Annotated in this window: 12 protein-coding genes and 2 tRNA genes; 8 read left to right on the top strand and 6 right to left on the bottom strand. The window is 56.4% G+C overall.

The features are described from left to right. Positions 1-253: 253 nt before the first annotated feature. Positions 254-1,465 carry a threonine ammonia-lyase gene (ilvA, locus tag DW088_RS09080; protein WP_118360459.1) on the bottom strand — a complete coding sequence of 404 codons (1,212 nt, stop codon included), beginning with the start codon at positions 1,463-1,465 and terminating at the stop codon, positions 254-256. Between the two features lie 183 nt (positions 1,466-1,648). Between ilvA and DW088_RS09075 the strand changes: the two genes are divergently transcribed. Further along, on the top strand, positions 1,649-2,395 hold the full coding sequence (locus tag DW088_RS09075; protein WP_117492274.1) for a hypothetical protein: 747 nt from the start codon (positions 1,649-1,651) through the stop codon (positions 2,393-2,395). A 2-nt stretch (positions 2,396-2,397) separates the two neighbouring features. Next, positions 2,398-2,952, top strand: coding sequence for a FumA C-terminus/TtdB family hydratase beta subunit (locus DW088_RS09070; RefSeq protein WP_116704940.1), 555 nt, complete (start codon positions 2,398-2,400; stop codon positions 2,950-2,952). Between the two features lie 122 nt (positions 2,953-3,074). Here the strand turns inward: DW088_RS09070 and DW088_RS09065 are convergent, their stop codons facing one another. Then, entirely contained in the window at positions 3,075-3,320 is a 246-nt protein-coding gene (locus DW088_RS09065; RefSeq protein ID WP_110436514.1) for a YlmC/YmxH family sporulation protein, read from the bottom strand. Continuing rightward, on the bottom strand, positions 3,321-4,181 hold the full coding sequence (locus DW088_RS09060) for a polysaccharide deacetylase family protein (RefSeq protein ID WP_158574649.1): 861 nt from the start codon (positions 4,179-4,181) through the stop codon (positions 3,321-3,323). A gap of 297 nt (positions 4,182-4,478) precedes the next feature. Between DW088_RS09060 and rpsB the strand changes: the two genes are divergently transcribed. Continuing rightward, a complete protein-coding gene (gene rpsB, locus DW088_RS09055) occupies positions 4,479-5,192 on the top strand; it encodes a 30S ribosomal protein S2 (RefSeq protein WP_118360457.1) in 714 nt (237 codons plus the stop codon). Positions 5,193-5,311: 119 nt separating this feature from the next. Continuing rightward, complete coding sequence (tsf, locus tag DW088_RS09050; protein WP_118360456.1) at positions 5,312-6,244, top strand: translation elongation factor Ts; 933 nt, start codon at positions 5,312-5,314, stop codon at positions 6,242-6,244. 1,463 nt (positions 6,245-7,707) lie between these two features. On the opposite strand, the gene DW088_RS09045 is transcribed toward tsf, so the two are convergent. From DW088_RS09045 to DW088_RS09035, 3 genes are all read right to left on the bottom strand, one after another. After that, positions 7,708-7,792: transfer RNA gene (locus DW088_RS09045), tRNA-Tyr, on the bottom strand. Between the two features lie 21 nt (positions 7,793-7,813). Continuing rightward, positions 7,814-7,889, bottom strand: a tRNA-Thr gene (locus DW088_RS09040). Positions 7,890-7,968: 79 nt separating this feature from the next. After that, positions 7,969-8,628, bottom strand: coding sequence for a helix-turn-helix domain-containing protein (locus tag DW088_RS09035; RefSeq protein WP_118285335.1), 660 nt, complete (start codon positions 8,626-8,628; stop codon positions 7,969-7,971). Positions 8,629-9,878: 1,250 nt separating this feature from the next. On the opposite strand from DW088_RS09035, the gene DW088_RS15875 reads away from it, so the two are divergent. Genes DW088_RS15875 through DW088_RS09015 form a run of 4 tightly spaced genes read left to right on the top strand, consistent with a single transcriptional unit; the run spans position 9,879 to position 13,209 of the window. After that, positions 9,879-10,301, top strand: coding sequence for a PaaI family thioesterase (locus DW088_RS15875; RefSeq protein ID WP_110436509.1), 423 nt, complete (start codon positions 9,879-9,881; stop codon positions 10,299-10,301). Continuing rightward, on the top strand, positions 10,298-11,341 hold the full coding sequence (locus DW088_RS09025; protein ID WP_118360454.1) for an A/G-specific adenine glycosylase: 1,044 nt from the start codon (positions 10,298-10,300) through the stop codon (positions 11,339-11,341). The genes DW088_RS15875 and DW088_RS09025 overlap by 4 nt, the downstream gene beginning before the upstream one ends. A gap of 3 nt (positions 11,342-11,344) precedes the next feature. Further along, complete coding sequence (locus DW088_RS09020; RefSeq protein WP_118360453.1) at positions 11,345-11,830, top strand: DNA-deoxyinosine glycosylase; 486 nt, start codon at positions 11,345-11,347, stop codon at positions 11,828-11,830. Beyond that, positions 11,785-13,209, top strand: a complete 1,425-nt coding sequence (locus DW088_RS09015; protein WP_118360452.1) for an MATE family efflux transporter — start codon at positions 11,785-11,787, stop codon at positions 13,207-13,209. Before DW088_RS09020 ends, DW088_RS09015 begins: the two co-directional genes overlap by 46 nt. The last annotated feature ends 390 nt before the right edge of the window (positions 13,210-13,599 follow it).

Raw genomic sequence — 13,599 nt, 5'->3', positions numbered from 1 at the left:
TGCGATAAAACGTCCACCTGTTTTTTCATTCCTTATCACGCTGAGATAATAGCACATCGTTATTTATTTGTCAATATTACATTTGTCACTGATTCAGGCAGGAGTGAGGAGGCAGGCGTAATTGAAAATGGAGAGCGGAAAACGAATGTGATGGTTTACGTTCACTTTCAATTCTCAATTCTCCATTCTTCCGAAAAAAAGAACAGCGTCCCGCTCTATCCAAGCGGAACGCTGTAATTTCATTGCATTTTTATCAAATCTGCGAAGTGAACACCTTATAGCCATCATCGGTGAGGGTGTCGATGAGGCGCTTGGCGTGGTCAACGCCGCCGACCTCACAGACGACATGGATAATCGCCTCGCCGATCTCGAGGTCCGTCTGTACGCGGTCATGCTGGAACAGGATGATATTGGCATTCTGCTGTGCAACGATGTGCGAGAAATGCTCGAGTGCGCCCGGTGCATCCGGCATGAGCACAGAGAACTTCAGCTGACGGCAACGGGTAATCAGGCCCTTTTCCACAATCTTGTGGATAAAGGATACGTCGATATTGCCGCCGGACAGCACGCAGACGACCTTCTTGCCGCGTACATCCACCTTGTTGTTGAGTACAGCCGCAAGCGGAGCCGCACCGGAGGTCTCAACGACCTGCTTGCAGCGCTCGAGCAGCAGCAGAACAGCGGAAGCAATCTCGTCATCGGAAACCGTGACAACGCGGTCCACATACTTCTTGATATACTCAAAGGTCTTTTCGCCCGGGGTCTTTACGGCAATGCCGTCAGCGATGGTGTGCACGGTATCGGACGGAATGCGCTCACCGGTGCGGAACGAATTTGCGATCGCCGGTGCGCCCTCAGCCTGTACGCCGATGATCTGGATGCGCGGGTTGATCTGCTTTGCGCAGGCAGCCACGCCGGAGATCAGTCCGCCGCCGCCTGCCGGAACGAAGATCATGTCAACGCCCGGCAGGTCGCGCAGGATTTCCAGTGCGATGGTGCCCTGACCCGCCATAACATCCTCATCGTCAAACGGGTGGATGAACTCTGCGCCGGTCTCCTCGCAGATCTCGCACGCCTTGGCATAGGCTTCATCATAAATATTGCCCGCCAGAACAACCTCGGCACCGTAGCCCTGGGTTGCGGAAACCTTGGCGATCGGCGCGGAACGCGGCATAACGATGGTGGACTTTACACCGGCAGCGGTTGCCGCAAAGGCAACGCCCTGTGCATGGTTGCCCGCAGAGGACGCAACAACAGCGTGCAGGTCACCCTCAGCGAAGCGCTTCATAATCTTATTGTAAGCACCGCGCACCTTAAAGGAGCCGGTCTTCTGCTGATTTTCGTACTTCAGATAAACCTCTGCGCCGGTCATGGCGGAGAAGGTGCAGGACGTAGACAGCGGAATGTTGTGGATGACGTTTTTCAGTCGGTCCGCAGCTGCCTCGAAATCTTTTAATTCTAACATTGAGCATCTTCCTCGTTTTTGCAAGTTAAGATAATAATAGCACGTTCTTTTTTTGATTGCAAGACACATATTATATATATGAGTCAGTAATTAGCAGTTAGGAATTAGTAATTACTAATTATTATTTGCCTTTATCTCATGAATTTGCTATACTAAAGAAAGATTATTGTGGGAGGAACTGCAATGGACGAGCAAACCCGTGGATTCCGCAGTGCCATCTTCGGCGGCTTTAACCGCGAGGACGTACTGCATTACATAGAAGAAACCGACACGAAATACTACACCGAGACCGCCGAGCTTCGCTCTCAGCTGACCGAGGCTCAGTCCGCGATGAACGAGCTGCGCACACAGAACGAGGCGCTTACCGCGAAGAACGCCGAGCTGCTCGAGCGGCTGGGCGAAATGACGCTGGATACCGATAAAATCCGCGCACAGCTGGACCAGATCGAAAGCGGGTTTTCCCTTCAGGCGACCGAGATCGAGGCGCAGAACGCCCGTGCGGCGCAGCTTGCGGCGGAAAACGACCGGCTGACCTCGGAGAACGCCAAGCTGTCGGCCAAGTGCGGCGAATACGATGCGACCAGAGAGAAGATCGCCGAGATGGAGCTTTCCGCGTACCGGCGCGCCAAGCAGATCGAGGAGGATGCCAAGGTTGAGTTGCAGAAGCTGCGCCGCAAGTCGATGGAGACCATCGAGCAGGTGCGCCGCCAGCTGGATGCCACCAAGGAGAACTACCGCACCGTTCTGGCACGCAACCAGCAGGAATCCGCCGAGATGGCCCGCAAGGCCGGTGAGGTGCTCGGTGAAATTGACAAGATCAGCGCGTCGCTCGGCAAAAAGGACGGCGAGGCGCCCCATCCCGAGCCGGACAAGGCAAAAAACGGACTGCGTGAGGTTCTGAACAATCTGCGCCCGAAAACGGAGGAATAAGCATGGCACACTACGATTTGAAAACCGAACAGCTCAAGGAAATGGCGCCGAAGCTGCGTGCGGGCGACACCGTAACGCTGACCGGCACGGTCTACACCGCGCGCGACGCCGCACACAAGAAGATCGTTGCCGCGATGGACGCAGGCGACAAGCTGCCGTTCGACCTCGACGGCGCGGCGATCTACTACGCCGGCCCGACCCCCGCAAAGCCGGGTCAGGTCATCGGCTCGGTCGGCCCGACCACCTCCGGCCGTATGGACCCGTTCGCACCGCGTCTGCTCGATGCAGGTCTTGCCTGCATGATCGGCAAGGGCGTGCGGGGTCAGGGCGTGCAGGACGCAATGGCGCGCAACGGCGCGGTTTATATGGTAGCCATCGGCGGCGCAGGCGCGGCGAAGGCGGCATCCATTAAGAATGTCGAGGTCATCGCGTATGACGAGCTGGGTTGTGAGTCGGTCAAGCGTCTCACCGTGGAGAATTTCTCCGCCATCGTGTCGCAGGATTCGGTCGGCGGCAACCTCTACACCGAGGGCGTTGCAAAGTATAAGAAGGATTGAGCCAAAAGGCGGACGGTTGTCCGCCTTTTTCTTTTTGCATTTGATGTGGTTTTGCCTTCTCCGTAGGGCAAGAGAAGCCATTCCGGAGTGCCCCGCCCTACGGTACAGGTCTAATCCTATATTTATTTAGGTCTATATCGGACCAGAATATAGTCTTCCCCAAGGGTTTCAATGCACCCCCACGGAATAACGCAGTCATTTTTGGAGAACAGTCCGACAATGCCGCTTTGCGCGGGCACAACGAGTGCGGTAATCTGTCCGCAGACCGGATCGAACAGCAGATCGCTCACCTCGCCCATCCGTGCTCCGTCGCACAGATTGATCACCTCACGGCAGTGCAGCTCGGAAAATCGCATGGTATTCTGCATTTAATCCTCTCCTAACGCGCGGTGCAGGAAACGTTCCGTGCTCTGCCCTGCCGGACGGTTGAACCGCCCCAGTTCAAACAGACAGTCCGGGTTTCGTGTAACGGTATTGATGCGCTCCTCGCACCCGAGCGTACACCGGAAGCCCATGCTCTTGAGCAGCGTTTCGCTCTCTTTGGAGCACGCGCCGAACGGATAGGTATAGCAGGTCGGCGCGGGCAGTCCGGCGTCCGTGATGAGCGTCTGCGTCTGCTCGGTGTCCTCGCGGAGCAGCGTCTCATAGCGCGTTTCGTCCTCGCCTCTGCGGCGCAGACAGCCGCGGCGTTCGCCGTACTCGTGCAGGTTCCACGAATGATTCTGCACCTCAAACACATCCTGCATTTCGCGCAGGCGGTCAAGCCGCAAATGCGACCAGTAGGCGTTTTCCTCTCCGTTGTCGGTGAAAAGCGCGGTCTGGCTGCCGATGATGGACACAACCGCCTTCATTCCGCGCTGCTTGAGCAGCGGATAAGCATAAATGTAATTGTTGTAGTAGCCGTCATCGAAGGTGATCATCACCGGCTTCTCCGGCAGGTCTGCGCCGTCCTGTACATACGCCAGCAGATCGCTCACCGTTACGGCGGTATACCCCTTCGCCTGCAAGGCGTCCAGATCGGCCGCCAAAACCGCCGGCGAGATAACATATTTGCCCTGCCGTGCGCTGTCCTTGAGAATGCTGTGGTACATTAGGATCGGCACGCGCACGCTGTCCTCCCCGAATACCGGCTGCACCGTGTCGGCACGCGCAAGCAGTCCGAGCGCAAAGCATAAAACCAAAACCGTGCATACCGCCTGAAACGCGGTGTGACGAAAACCCAATCGCAAAGAAATCCCCTCCTGCCATAATTTTATGCGGCGAAAAAAGATTTCAGCACCCTGCGGTATGCATTTCATGCACTGCCAACCCCGGAGAAACGCCGTAAACCGTATCGTTCATTCTTCATTCTTCATTTTCCATCCTCAATTTTCAACTTTCCTCTTGACATCCCCCTCCCATTGGTGTAAACTATCATAGCATGAATTCACACATCCCGTGATGAAAGCGGTCGGTGATGGGACGCTCGTTCTGTTGCCGCTGTCAGATGATCAGGGATGGAGGAAAAACCAAGGAGGAAAAACAAAATGGCAGTAATTTCTATGAAGCAGCTGCTGGAGGCCGGCGTACACTTCGGCCATCAGACCCGTCGTTGGAACCCGAAAATGGCTACCTACATCTTCACCGAGCGCAATGGTATCTACATCATTGACCTCCAGAAGACTGTAAAGAAGCTCGAGGAAGCATACTTCTTCGTACGCGATATGGCAGCTTCCGGCAAGTCCATCCTGTTCGTCGGCACCAAGAAGCAGGCACAGGACGCAATCAAGGAAGAGGCTGAGCGCTGCGGTCAGTTCTACGTTAACGCACGTTGGCTGGGCGGCATGCTGACCAACTTCAAGACCATGCGTACCCGTATCGCTCGTCTGAACCAGCTGCAGAAGATGCAGGCTGACGGCACCTTCGATCTGCTCCCGAAGAAGGAAGTTATCAAGCTCCAGCTCGAGATCGCTAAGCTCGAGAAGTACCTCGGCGGCGTTAAGGAAATGAAGGAGCTTCCGGGCGCTCTGTTCGTAGTTGACTCCCGCAAGGAGAAGAACGCGATCGCAGAAGCACGCAAGCTGGGCATTCCGATCGTTGCAATCGTTGATACCAACTGCGATCCGGACGAGATCGACTACGTTATCCCGGGCAACGACGACGCTATCCGCGCTATCAAGCTGATCTCCCAGACCATGGCTAACGCTGTTCTGGAAGGCAAGCAGGGCGAGCAGCTCGAGGTTGAGGCTAAGGCTGAGTAATTCATAACTCAATATAACATTCAGTGAGTTGTTCGTAGGGCGCGACGACCCGGCGCGCCGGTGTTCGTTGTGCCCTACGTTTTTTTCATCGTAAAATCATAAATTGGAGGAATAATAAAATGGCTTTTACCGCTGCTGACGTAAAGAAGCTCCGCGAAATGACCAGCGTAGGCATGATGGACTGCAAGAAGGCACTGACCGAGGCCGACGGCGACTTCGACAAGGCTATCGAGCTGCTCCGTGAGAAGGGCCTGGCTAAGGCTGCCAAGAAGGCAGACCGCATCGCTGCTGAGGGTCTGGTCAAGGCTACCGTATGTGATGAGTGCGGCGTAGGCGCAATCATCGAGGTAAACTCCGAGACCGACTTCGTTGCTAAGAACGCTGACTTCCAGCAGTTCGTTGCCGACGTTGCTAACGTTGTTATCAAGGACGCTCCGGCTGACGTTGAGGCTCTCAAGGCTTGCAAGATGGGCGAAGGCACCGTTCAGGACGCTCTGCAGGAGAAGGTTCTGACCATCGGCGAGAACCTGCAGATCCGTCGTTTCGAGCGTTTCGACAACTCCACCGTTAACGTTGCTTACAACCACATGGGCGGCGTAATCGGCGTTCTGGTTGGTCTGGAAGTTTCCGAGGGTCTGAAGGACAACGCTACTGTTAAGGAGCTGGGCAAGGACATCGGCATGCAGGCTGCTGCTATGAACCCGTCCTTCCTGGACAAGTCCGATGTTGACGAGGCTACCCTCGCAAAGGAGAAGGAGATCCTCCTGATCCAGGCTCTCGAGGAGAACAAGACCGCTGCTAAGCCGAAGCCGGAGCAGATCATCCACAAGATGGTAGACGGCCGTATCGGCAAGTACTACGAGGAGAACTGCCTCCTGCAGCAGGCTTTCGTTAAGGAGAACAAGGTTTCCGTTGAGGCTCACATCAAGGCTGTTGCCAAGGAGCTGGGCGGCGAGATCAAGCTCGTTAAGTGCGTTCGTTTCGAGAAGGGCGAGGGCATCGAGAAGAAGGTTGACGACTTCGCAGCAGAAGTTGCTTCCATGGCTAAGTAATCTCGTTACCAAAACGATAGATCAAGGACTTCCGGTTTTACCGGAAGTCCTTTTTTATTTGCAGAAAGCAATTTAGAAAATCTCTTTTCGTCAGTCAGGGTCAGGTCAGTCAGAATCATTCTCCATTCTCAATTTTGTTTCTGCTCTGCTGTTCTCTGCTATGCTCTGCTCTTCTCTGCTCTTCTGTTCTGTCCTCTGCTCTTCTCTGCTCTGTGGATTTTCCGGACGAGAAATGCCGTTTTCCGGACGAGAAATCGCGTTTTCTGGGCGAGAAAAAACGATGGGCATGGGAATAAGCCCTGTTGATGCCCAACAAGGCTGTTTTTTGCTCTATTCGATGGAGCAGCTTCATCGGCTCAGGTCGCCGCCGATTGGTTCTCACGCCCGCTGATGCGCTGCTGCATTTGCCCTGACCGGCAATGGTTCTGCCCTCACCTATATGCTGAATTGATGAAAAAAATTGACCACGAATGGTCAACTCAGGGAAATATTTTTCGGTCTGTACAATCTATCCCGTAGGGGCGAACATTGTTCGCCCACGTCCCGTATGATTTTGCGCTGCCCGGGCGCATACTGTGCGCCCCCTACGGGATAACGTCGCAAACGGCAATATATCGTTGCAAACGCCTGTGCAGGTTGATTTCGCTATCGGATAACCTGTTCTTCCCTTCGGATTGGGCGCGTGCCTGCCGTGATTGGCTGGTACAGTCCTATAACCGCACTGCCACACGCCTGCCGACCCGTCCGGTGGTGGATTCGCTTTGCTGCGGCAAAGCCGCAAGAGAAGGTGCCCTAAGGTACGACCTCGGCACACCGTTTGTAAATCCATCTGCACCGGCCAAACCGTAGGGGCGAACACACCCACCGCAGTGGGCGTCCAGCGAGCAACCGCCGTAGGCGGCTCTTAGCGAGTCGGAGTGTTCGCCCACGCCCCGTATGATTTTGCGCTGCCCTGGCGCATACTGTGCGCCCCTACGGGATAACGTCGCAAGCGGCAATATATCGTTGCAAACGCCTGTGCAGGTTGATTTCGCTATCGAACGAGCGCTCTTTCCTTCGAATTAGGCGCGTGCCTGTTTTGCATTCCTTCGCATATGGCGCGTGCCTAACTTGAGCGTCTGGTGCAGTCCCCTAACCGCACTGCTACACGCGTGCCGACCCGTCCGGTGGTGGATTCGCTTTGCTGCGGCAAAGCCACGCCGGTTGAAACGTGCCACCGGCACGTTTCTAAGAGCCGGCGCTTCGTTTAGGGTGTGTGCCTAACTTGAGCGTCCGGTGCAGTCCCCTAACCGCACTGCTACGCGCGTGCCTGCCCGTCCGGTGGTGGATTCGCTTTCACTGCGGTGAAAGCCACGGTGGTTGAAACAGCCCACCGGGCTGTTTCTAAGAGCCACCTTTCGAATCCACAACCACCTTCCGCCAAAACAGAAAAAGGACATTCCTTTTGGAATGTCCTTCTGTTTTGGTGGAAGGTGGTGGATTCGAACCACCGAAGTCATAGACGACAGATTTACAGTCTGTTCCCTTTGGCCACTCGGGAAACCTTCCATATTCAGTTACCAGCTTGATTGGAGCTGGTGGACGGACTTGAACCCCCGACCTGCTGATTACAAATCAGCTGCTCTACCAACTGAGCTACACCAGCGTTTCATCAAGTCGTCTTGTCTCAGCGACTTATTTAGTATACCTCACACCGGTGTATTTGTCAATAGGTTTGTCCGAAATTATTGCATTTTATTTTTCCGGTCGATCGAATCCGACACCTGCTGCAGAACGGTCAGCAGCGCACTCGACAAATCCGGATAACGCCGTGCAATCTCGCTCGGGGCGAGCGGCATCCGCCGGATATTCTCCTGCGTCAGACCGCAGCCTTCCTCGCCGTTGGCCGCCAGACGGATTTTCAGCTCATGCTCTTTCATGCGGGCATCGCACAGGTACTCGAAGCGATCCTGCGGCGCGCGGAACACCGCATCCACCCCGGCCGGGTCGGCCATGTAGAGATAGCGGTACACCTTGTAGATTGCAACCGCGAAATACGACTCGATCTCGTGCGAAAGCTGCTTGCTCTCAAGTGATTCGGCAACCTGCAGCAGCAGGGCTGCCGCCTGCACGATCCGGCTGTGCTCCGTCTCGGTGTCCGTGCCCTCCATGCGCTCGGCAGGCACAGCAGAGCCGTCACGCGCCATCGAACGGCCGAGCAGGTAGTCACAGGACACACCGTAATAATCCGCCGCACGCACGACAAAAGACAGACCGGGTTCACGCAGTCCGTTCTCATAGTGGCTGAGAAGCGCCTGCGAAACGCCGAGGTCGCCCGCTGCCGCTCTTTGACTTATTTTCTTTTCCCGTCGCAGAAGCGCAAGCGTGCGCGAAAAATCACTCATTCCAACATTCTCCGTCTGCGTTGTGCCGCAGAAGGCACAACTATAAAATATATATTTATATTATACTCGCTGTATTACCGTTTGTAAAGTACAGAAAACAGTCATATTCGACGCATTTCGACAGGCTCGCTTTGGGTTTTCGGCACTTTTCCCTGCATTTTGTTGTCCTGTTTTCGATTGGTAACTACATATTGGGGATTGTGTAATCCGACGGCTGTTAGAAAAATTCGTCAGGCTTCGCCGGGCGGTTGCGCTTGACGCAGGAGCGGGTGCATTTTATAATAAAATAGAGTAGTATCGCAGATTTCACCTGCTATCCTGCCCCGATTGACCGGGGCACGCGAACTGCGCAGGCGGTTCGCCCCTAACGGGCGGGGAGTTTTTTTCAGCACCGGCTGAGCGGGGCACGCGAACTGCGTCAGCGTGTTCGCCCCTGACGGGCGGCAGTTTTTTCAGCACCGGCTGAGCGGGGTACTCGAACTGCGTCAGCGTGTTCGCCCCTAACGGGCGGGAGTTTTTCGCTGAACCTCAGCGGGGAGTTGCGCTCTGCGGAGCGCGGGAGACTGCGGCACCCGCCGCGGGGGCAAAAAGGAAGGGACACCTACGGTTTCCCTTCCTCTTTGAACTCCTACCTTTCCCTTGCTTCCTAATCTGGCGCAGATTTCCTATATGTGACCGCTGCGAAAAGGGGTACGGCAGAGGATTTTTCCTCTGCTACGGACGGACTACCTTCGGTGTCCGTCCTCATGAGCAGCCTATTCGCAGTATCGGCTACCGTACTACTACACAGGCGGTTTAGTCAACGCAGGCGCAACATACCCGTGTTGCGCAACTCTTTAACACGTTATACCGCACGGCACCTACGAATTAGGCGTTTGGTACAATTTATCTTCGTAGGCCCTGTCTATCATAACGCGCTCACGAATTGCGCGACACGGGTATGTCGCGCCTGCGTAGAGTAGCTGGTCTGTGTAGCAGAACGGTATCCGACACTGCGAATATGCGGATACATGAGCGCACGCAGTGCGTCTCTGCGGAAGAAAAACTCCTCTGCCGCTCCCCTGCTTCGCAGCGGTCACATGTCGGCAATCTGCGCCGTGCCCTCTAAGGAAATGGGTGATTCTCAAGAGGGTAGAAACCTTGGTGTCTACCCTCTTGTGCGCCTGCCGCGTAGGCAAGAACCGTTCGCCTCGAAGGCGAAAAACCATCGTTTATCAAAAGATTATAGAATATATAAAGGAGTCCTAACCTTGACCATCGAAGAAATCCTCAAGCTGCGGCAGGAAGCCGGCGGCTTAAACAAACTGATGCACATGCACGTTGTGACGCTCGACAAGGACGGCGGCGCAACCGTAGAACTTGACCTGACCCCCGAGCTGCTCAATCCGCTCGGCATGGCGCACGGCGGCACGATCTTCACCCTGTGCGACATTGCGGCCGGCTCTGCGGCGGCGTCTCAGGGCACGGTGGCCGTCACGCTCGACAGCACTATCCACTACTACCGTCCGGGCCGCTGCGGCAAAAAGCTGACCGCTGTGGCGTACGAGCGCAAGCGCGGCCGCAAGGTGTCGGTCTACATGGTCGAGGTGCACGACGACGAGGGCAAGCACATTGCCGACGCGACCTTCACCATGTTCTACACCGGCGCTACGCTGGATGACATGAAATATTGAGCGGGGTAAGCAAGGCCATCGTGCAGCCGCTGCTGAGCTGGTATGACGCCGGTCACCGCGACCTGCCGTGGCGGTCTGAGCCTACTCCCTACCGCGTCTGGGTGAGCGAGATTATGCTGCAGCAGACGCGCGTGGAGGCCGTGCGCGGCTACTTCTCCCGTTGGATGAACGCGCTGCCCGATATTCCCGCTCTCGCAGCGGCGGACGAGGCCGTTTACACCAAGCTCTGGGAGGGGCTCGGCTACTACAGCCGCGTGCGCAACCTGCACCGTGCAGCAGTCCTGCTGTGCGAAGAATACGGCGGCGAACTGCCTGCTGATTACGACAGGCTGCTTGCTCTGCCCGGCGTCGGCGAGTACACGGCAGGCGCGGTGGCGTCTATCGCGTTCGGACTGCCCGTTCCGGCAGTGGACGGCAATGTTCTGCGTGTGGCGGCGCGGCTGGATAACGATTTCACGCCGATCACGGACGCAAAATTCAAAAAGCAGACGCGCGAGCGGTTCGCCGCACTCATGCCGTCCGACCGTCCCGGCGACCTCAACCAGTCGCTGATGGAGCTTGGTGCAACCGTCTGTCTGCCGAACGGCGCGCCGCGCTGTGACGACTGCCCGATTCAGCATCTCTGCGAGGGCTTTCATCGCGGGAGCGCGGCTGTGCTGCCGCTCCGCGCGGCGAAAAAGGCGCGGAGAGTGGAAAAACGCACCGTACTTGTTGTGCGCTGCGGTCAGCTTGTCGGTCTGCGGCAGAGACCCAAAAAGGGCCTGCTCGCCGGTCTGTGGGAGCTGCCCTCGCTGGACGGTCATCTCTCGCCGGACGAGCTGCGCGCGGTGCTCACCGAAATGGGATGGAGCGTGCGAAAGCTGCTCTCTCTGCGGCCTGCCAGACATATTTTCACCCATGTGGAGTGGCACATGAACGGCGTGTACGTCGAACTGGACACACCTGCACCCGCTCTCACCTTTATCACGCCCGCCGAGCTGCGCGACGCTTACGCGCTGCCGAGCGCGTTCCGCAGCTTTGTTTCCGTACTGGAGGACTGATCCATGCAACTGCAAACCATCATTCACACCATTCCGCCGCTGTACGACAGCGAGTCGCGCGTGCTGCTGCTCGGCTCGATTCCAAGCCCGAAATCCCGCGAGGTCGGATTCTTCTACGGCCACCCGCAGAACCGGTTCTGGCGCGTGCTGGCGGCTGTGCTTGGCGAGGAGGTGCCGGTCTCCATCGAGGACAAGCGCGCGATGTGCCTGCGGCATCATGTGGCGCTGTGGGACACCATCGCCAAATGCGATATTGCGGGTGCGTCCGACACGTCTATCCGCAACGCCGAGCCGAACGACATAGGCCGCCTGCTCCGCGAGAGCAAAATTACGCGCATTTTTGCCACCGGCGGCAAGTCGGCGCAGCTGTACCGCAGGCTGATCGAGCCGAAAACCGGCGTTCCCATCACGCAGCTGCCCTCCACCAGTCCGGCGAACGCCGCATGGTCGCTCGAACGGCTGATCGAGGCGTACCGCGTTATTCTCTGATTCGAGGTGTATTTTTTACGAGTAAAGAGTTATTTCCCAATGCTGCACTCAAAAAGCTGATTTTTCCGCTCGTTATCGAGCAGGTGCTCGCCATCACGGTCGGTCTGGCCGACACGATGATGGTCTCCTCGGTCGGTGAAGCGGCGGTTTCCGGCGTATCGCTGGTCGATATGCTCAACGTGCTCATCATCAACATCTTTTCCGCACTGGCGACCGGCGGTGCGGTCGTGGTCGCACAGCTGCTCGGCGCGAGAAAAAACGACCGTGCATGCGACGCCTCCAAGCAGCTGTACTTAGTCGTCACGGTCATTGCGCTGATCATCTCGGCGCTCGTCATGCTGTTCCGCGCACCGCTGCTGCGGCTGCTGTTCGGCACGATCGAGGACGACGTGATGCAGAGCGCGCTCACCTACCTGACGGTCAGCGTGTTCTCCTACCCTGTTCTCGCGATTTACAACGCCGGTGCGGCGCTGTTCCGCGCACAGGGCAACTCGCGTATCTCCATGCTGATTGCAGGGCTGATCAACATCGTCAACCTCATCGGCAACTCGCTGTTCATTTTCGTGTTCAAGTGGGGCGTCGGAGGCGCAGCGCTTTCGTCCGTGCTGTCGCGCGGCACGGCGGCTGTCGCTATCACGATTCTGCTGCTGAACCCCGAGCACACGGTCTCTCTGCGGCGCGGACAGCGGTTTCGACCGGATAAGGAGCTGATCCGCCGCATTCTGCAGATTGGTGTGCCGAACGGACTGGAAAACAGCCTGTTTCAGCTTGGCCGCGTGCTCGTCGTGAGCATGATCTCGCTGTTCGGCACGACGCAGATTACCGCGAATGCGCTGGCGAATAACCTGGATGCCGTAGCCGTCATTCCGGGTCAGGCGATGAGTCTGGCGATGATTACGGTTATCGGGCAGTGCATCGGCTCGGGCGACGAGCCGCAGACGCGCCGCATGGCGAAAAAGCTGATGGTCATCACCTACGCCGTTACCGCGAGCACCTGTCTTGTCACGATTGCGTGCACGCCGCTTATCCTCAAGATTTACAGCGTGTCTGCGGAGGCGCTTGCGCTCGGCATGACGCTGATTATGATCCACAACGGCTGCGCGATCTTCCTGTGGCCGACCTCGTTCGCCATGCCGAATATCCTGCGTGCGGCGAACGACGTGCGGTATCCGATGGTGTGCTCGATTATCTCCATGCTGGGACTGCGGCTTGTCGCGGGATATATTCTCGCGGTGCACTTCGGCATGGGCGCAATCGGCATCTGGATTGCCATGATCGGTGACTGGCTGTGCCGGTCGATCTGCTTCTTCCTGCGGCTCAAAAGCGGGAAATGGCTGAGGTATGCGCCGGGATTACGGGTAGCCGCCGGACAAAAATAATGCACCGGCTTCTGTGCAAAATCCCTTTACAAGCCGTAAATATCTGTTACTATATAGATATCAGATGTAAAACTCCCCGAGGTGAAAATTACCGTTATGACTGAGGAGGAAAATACTATGACACCTAAACAGAGATGGTATTGCTTCTGGTTGATAATCGCGGTGTCTGTCCTTTTAACGGCGGGCCTTGTATGGTTTGCAATTCATAACCCGCAGGCGTCGTGGAACACCTTGTTCAGCAATCTTTGGGATAGTTTTGTAAACTTTGTCAGCGGATAACGGAATAACAGTGCCCCGGCTCTGTCGCTTGACAAAACCAGGGCACTGCGTTATAATTGTATCAACAACGATGGCTCTCTGGCAAGAGCGGTCGTTCCTAAAAAACTTGGT

This window comes from Butyricicoccus sp. AM05-1 (assembly GCF_003474415.1).
Lineage (GTDB): Bacteria > Bacillota > Clostridia > Oscillospirales > Butyricicoccaceae > Agathobaculum > Agathobaculum butyriciproducens.
Note: the sequence above shows the minus strand (reverse complement) of the source record. Positions and strands in the feature narration are given on the sequence as shown.

Bases quoted from the DNA above. Each gene is read 5' to 3' on its own strand.
- ilvA (WP_118360459.1), bottom strand. From the start codon at position 1,465: ATGTTAGAATTAAAAGATTTCGAGGCAGCTGCGGACCGACTGAAAAAC.
- DW088_RS09075 (WP_117492274.1), top strand. From the start codon at position 1,649: ATGGACGAGCAAACCCGTGGATTCCGCAGTGCCATCTTCGGCGGCTTT.
- DW088_RS09070 (WP_116704940.1), top strand. From the start codon at position 2,398: ATGGCACACTACGATTTGAAAACCGAACAGCTCAAGGAAATGGCGCCG.
- DW088_RS09065 (WP_110436514.1), bottom strand. From the start codon at position 3,320: ATGCAGAATACCATGCGATTTTCCGAGCTGCACTGCCGTGAGGTGATC.
- rpsB (WP_118360457.1), top strand. From the start codon at position 4,479: ATGGCAGTAATTTCTATGAAGCAGCTGCTGGAGGCCGGCGTACACTTC.
- tsf (WP_118360456.1), top strand. From the start codon at position 5,312: ATGGCTTTTACCGCTGCTGACGTAAAGAAGCTCCGCGAAATGACCAGC.
- DW088_RS09035 (WP_118285335.1), bottom strand. From the start codon at position 8,628: ATGAGTGATTTTTCGCGCACGCTTGCGCTTCTGCGACGGGAAAAGAAA.
- DW088_RS09020 (WP_118360453.1), top strand. From the start codon at position 11,345: ATGCAACTGCAAACCATCATTCACACCATTCCGCCGCTGTACGACAGC.
- DW088_RS09015 (WP_118360452.1), top strand. From the start codon at position 11,785: ATGGTCGCTCGAACGGCTGATCGAGGCGTACCGCGTTATTCTCTGATT.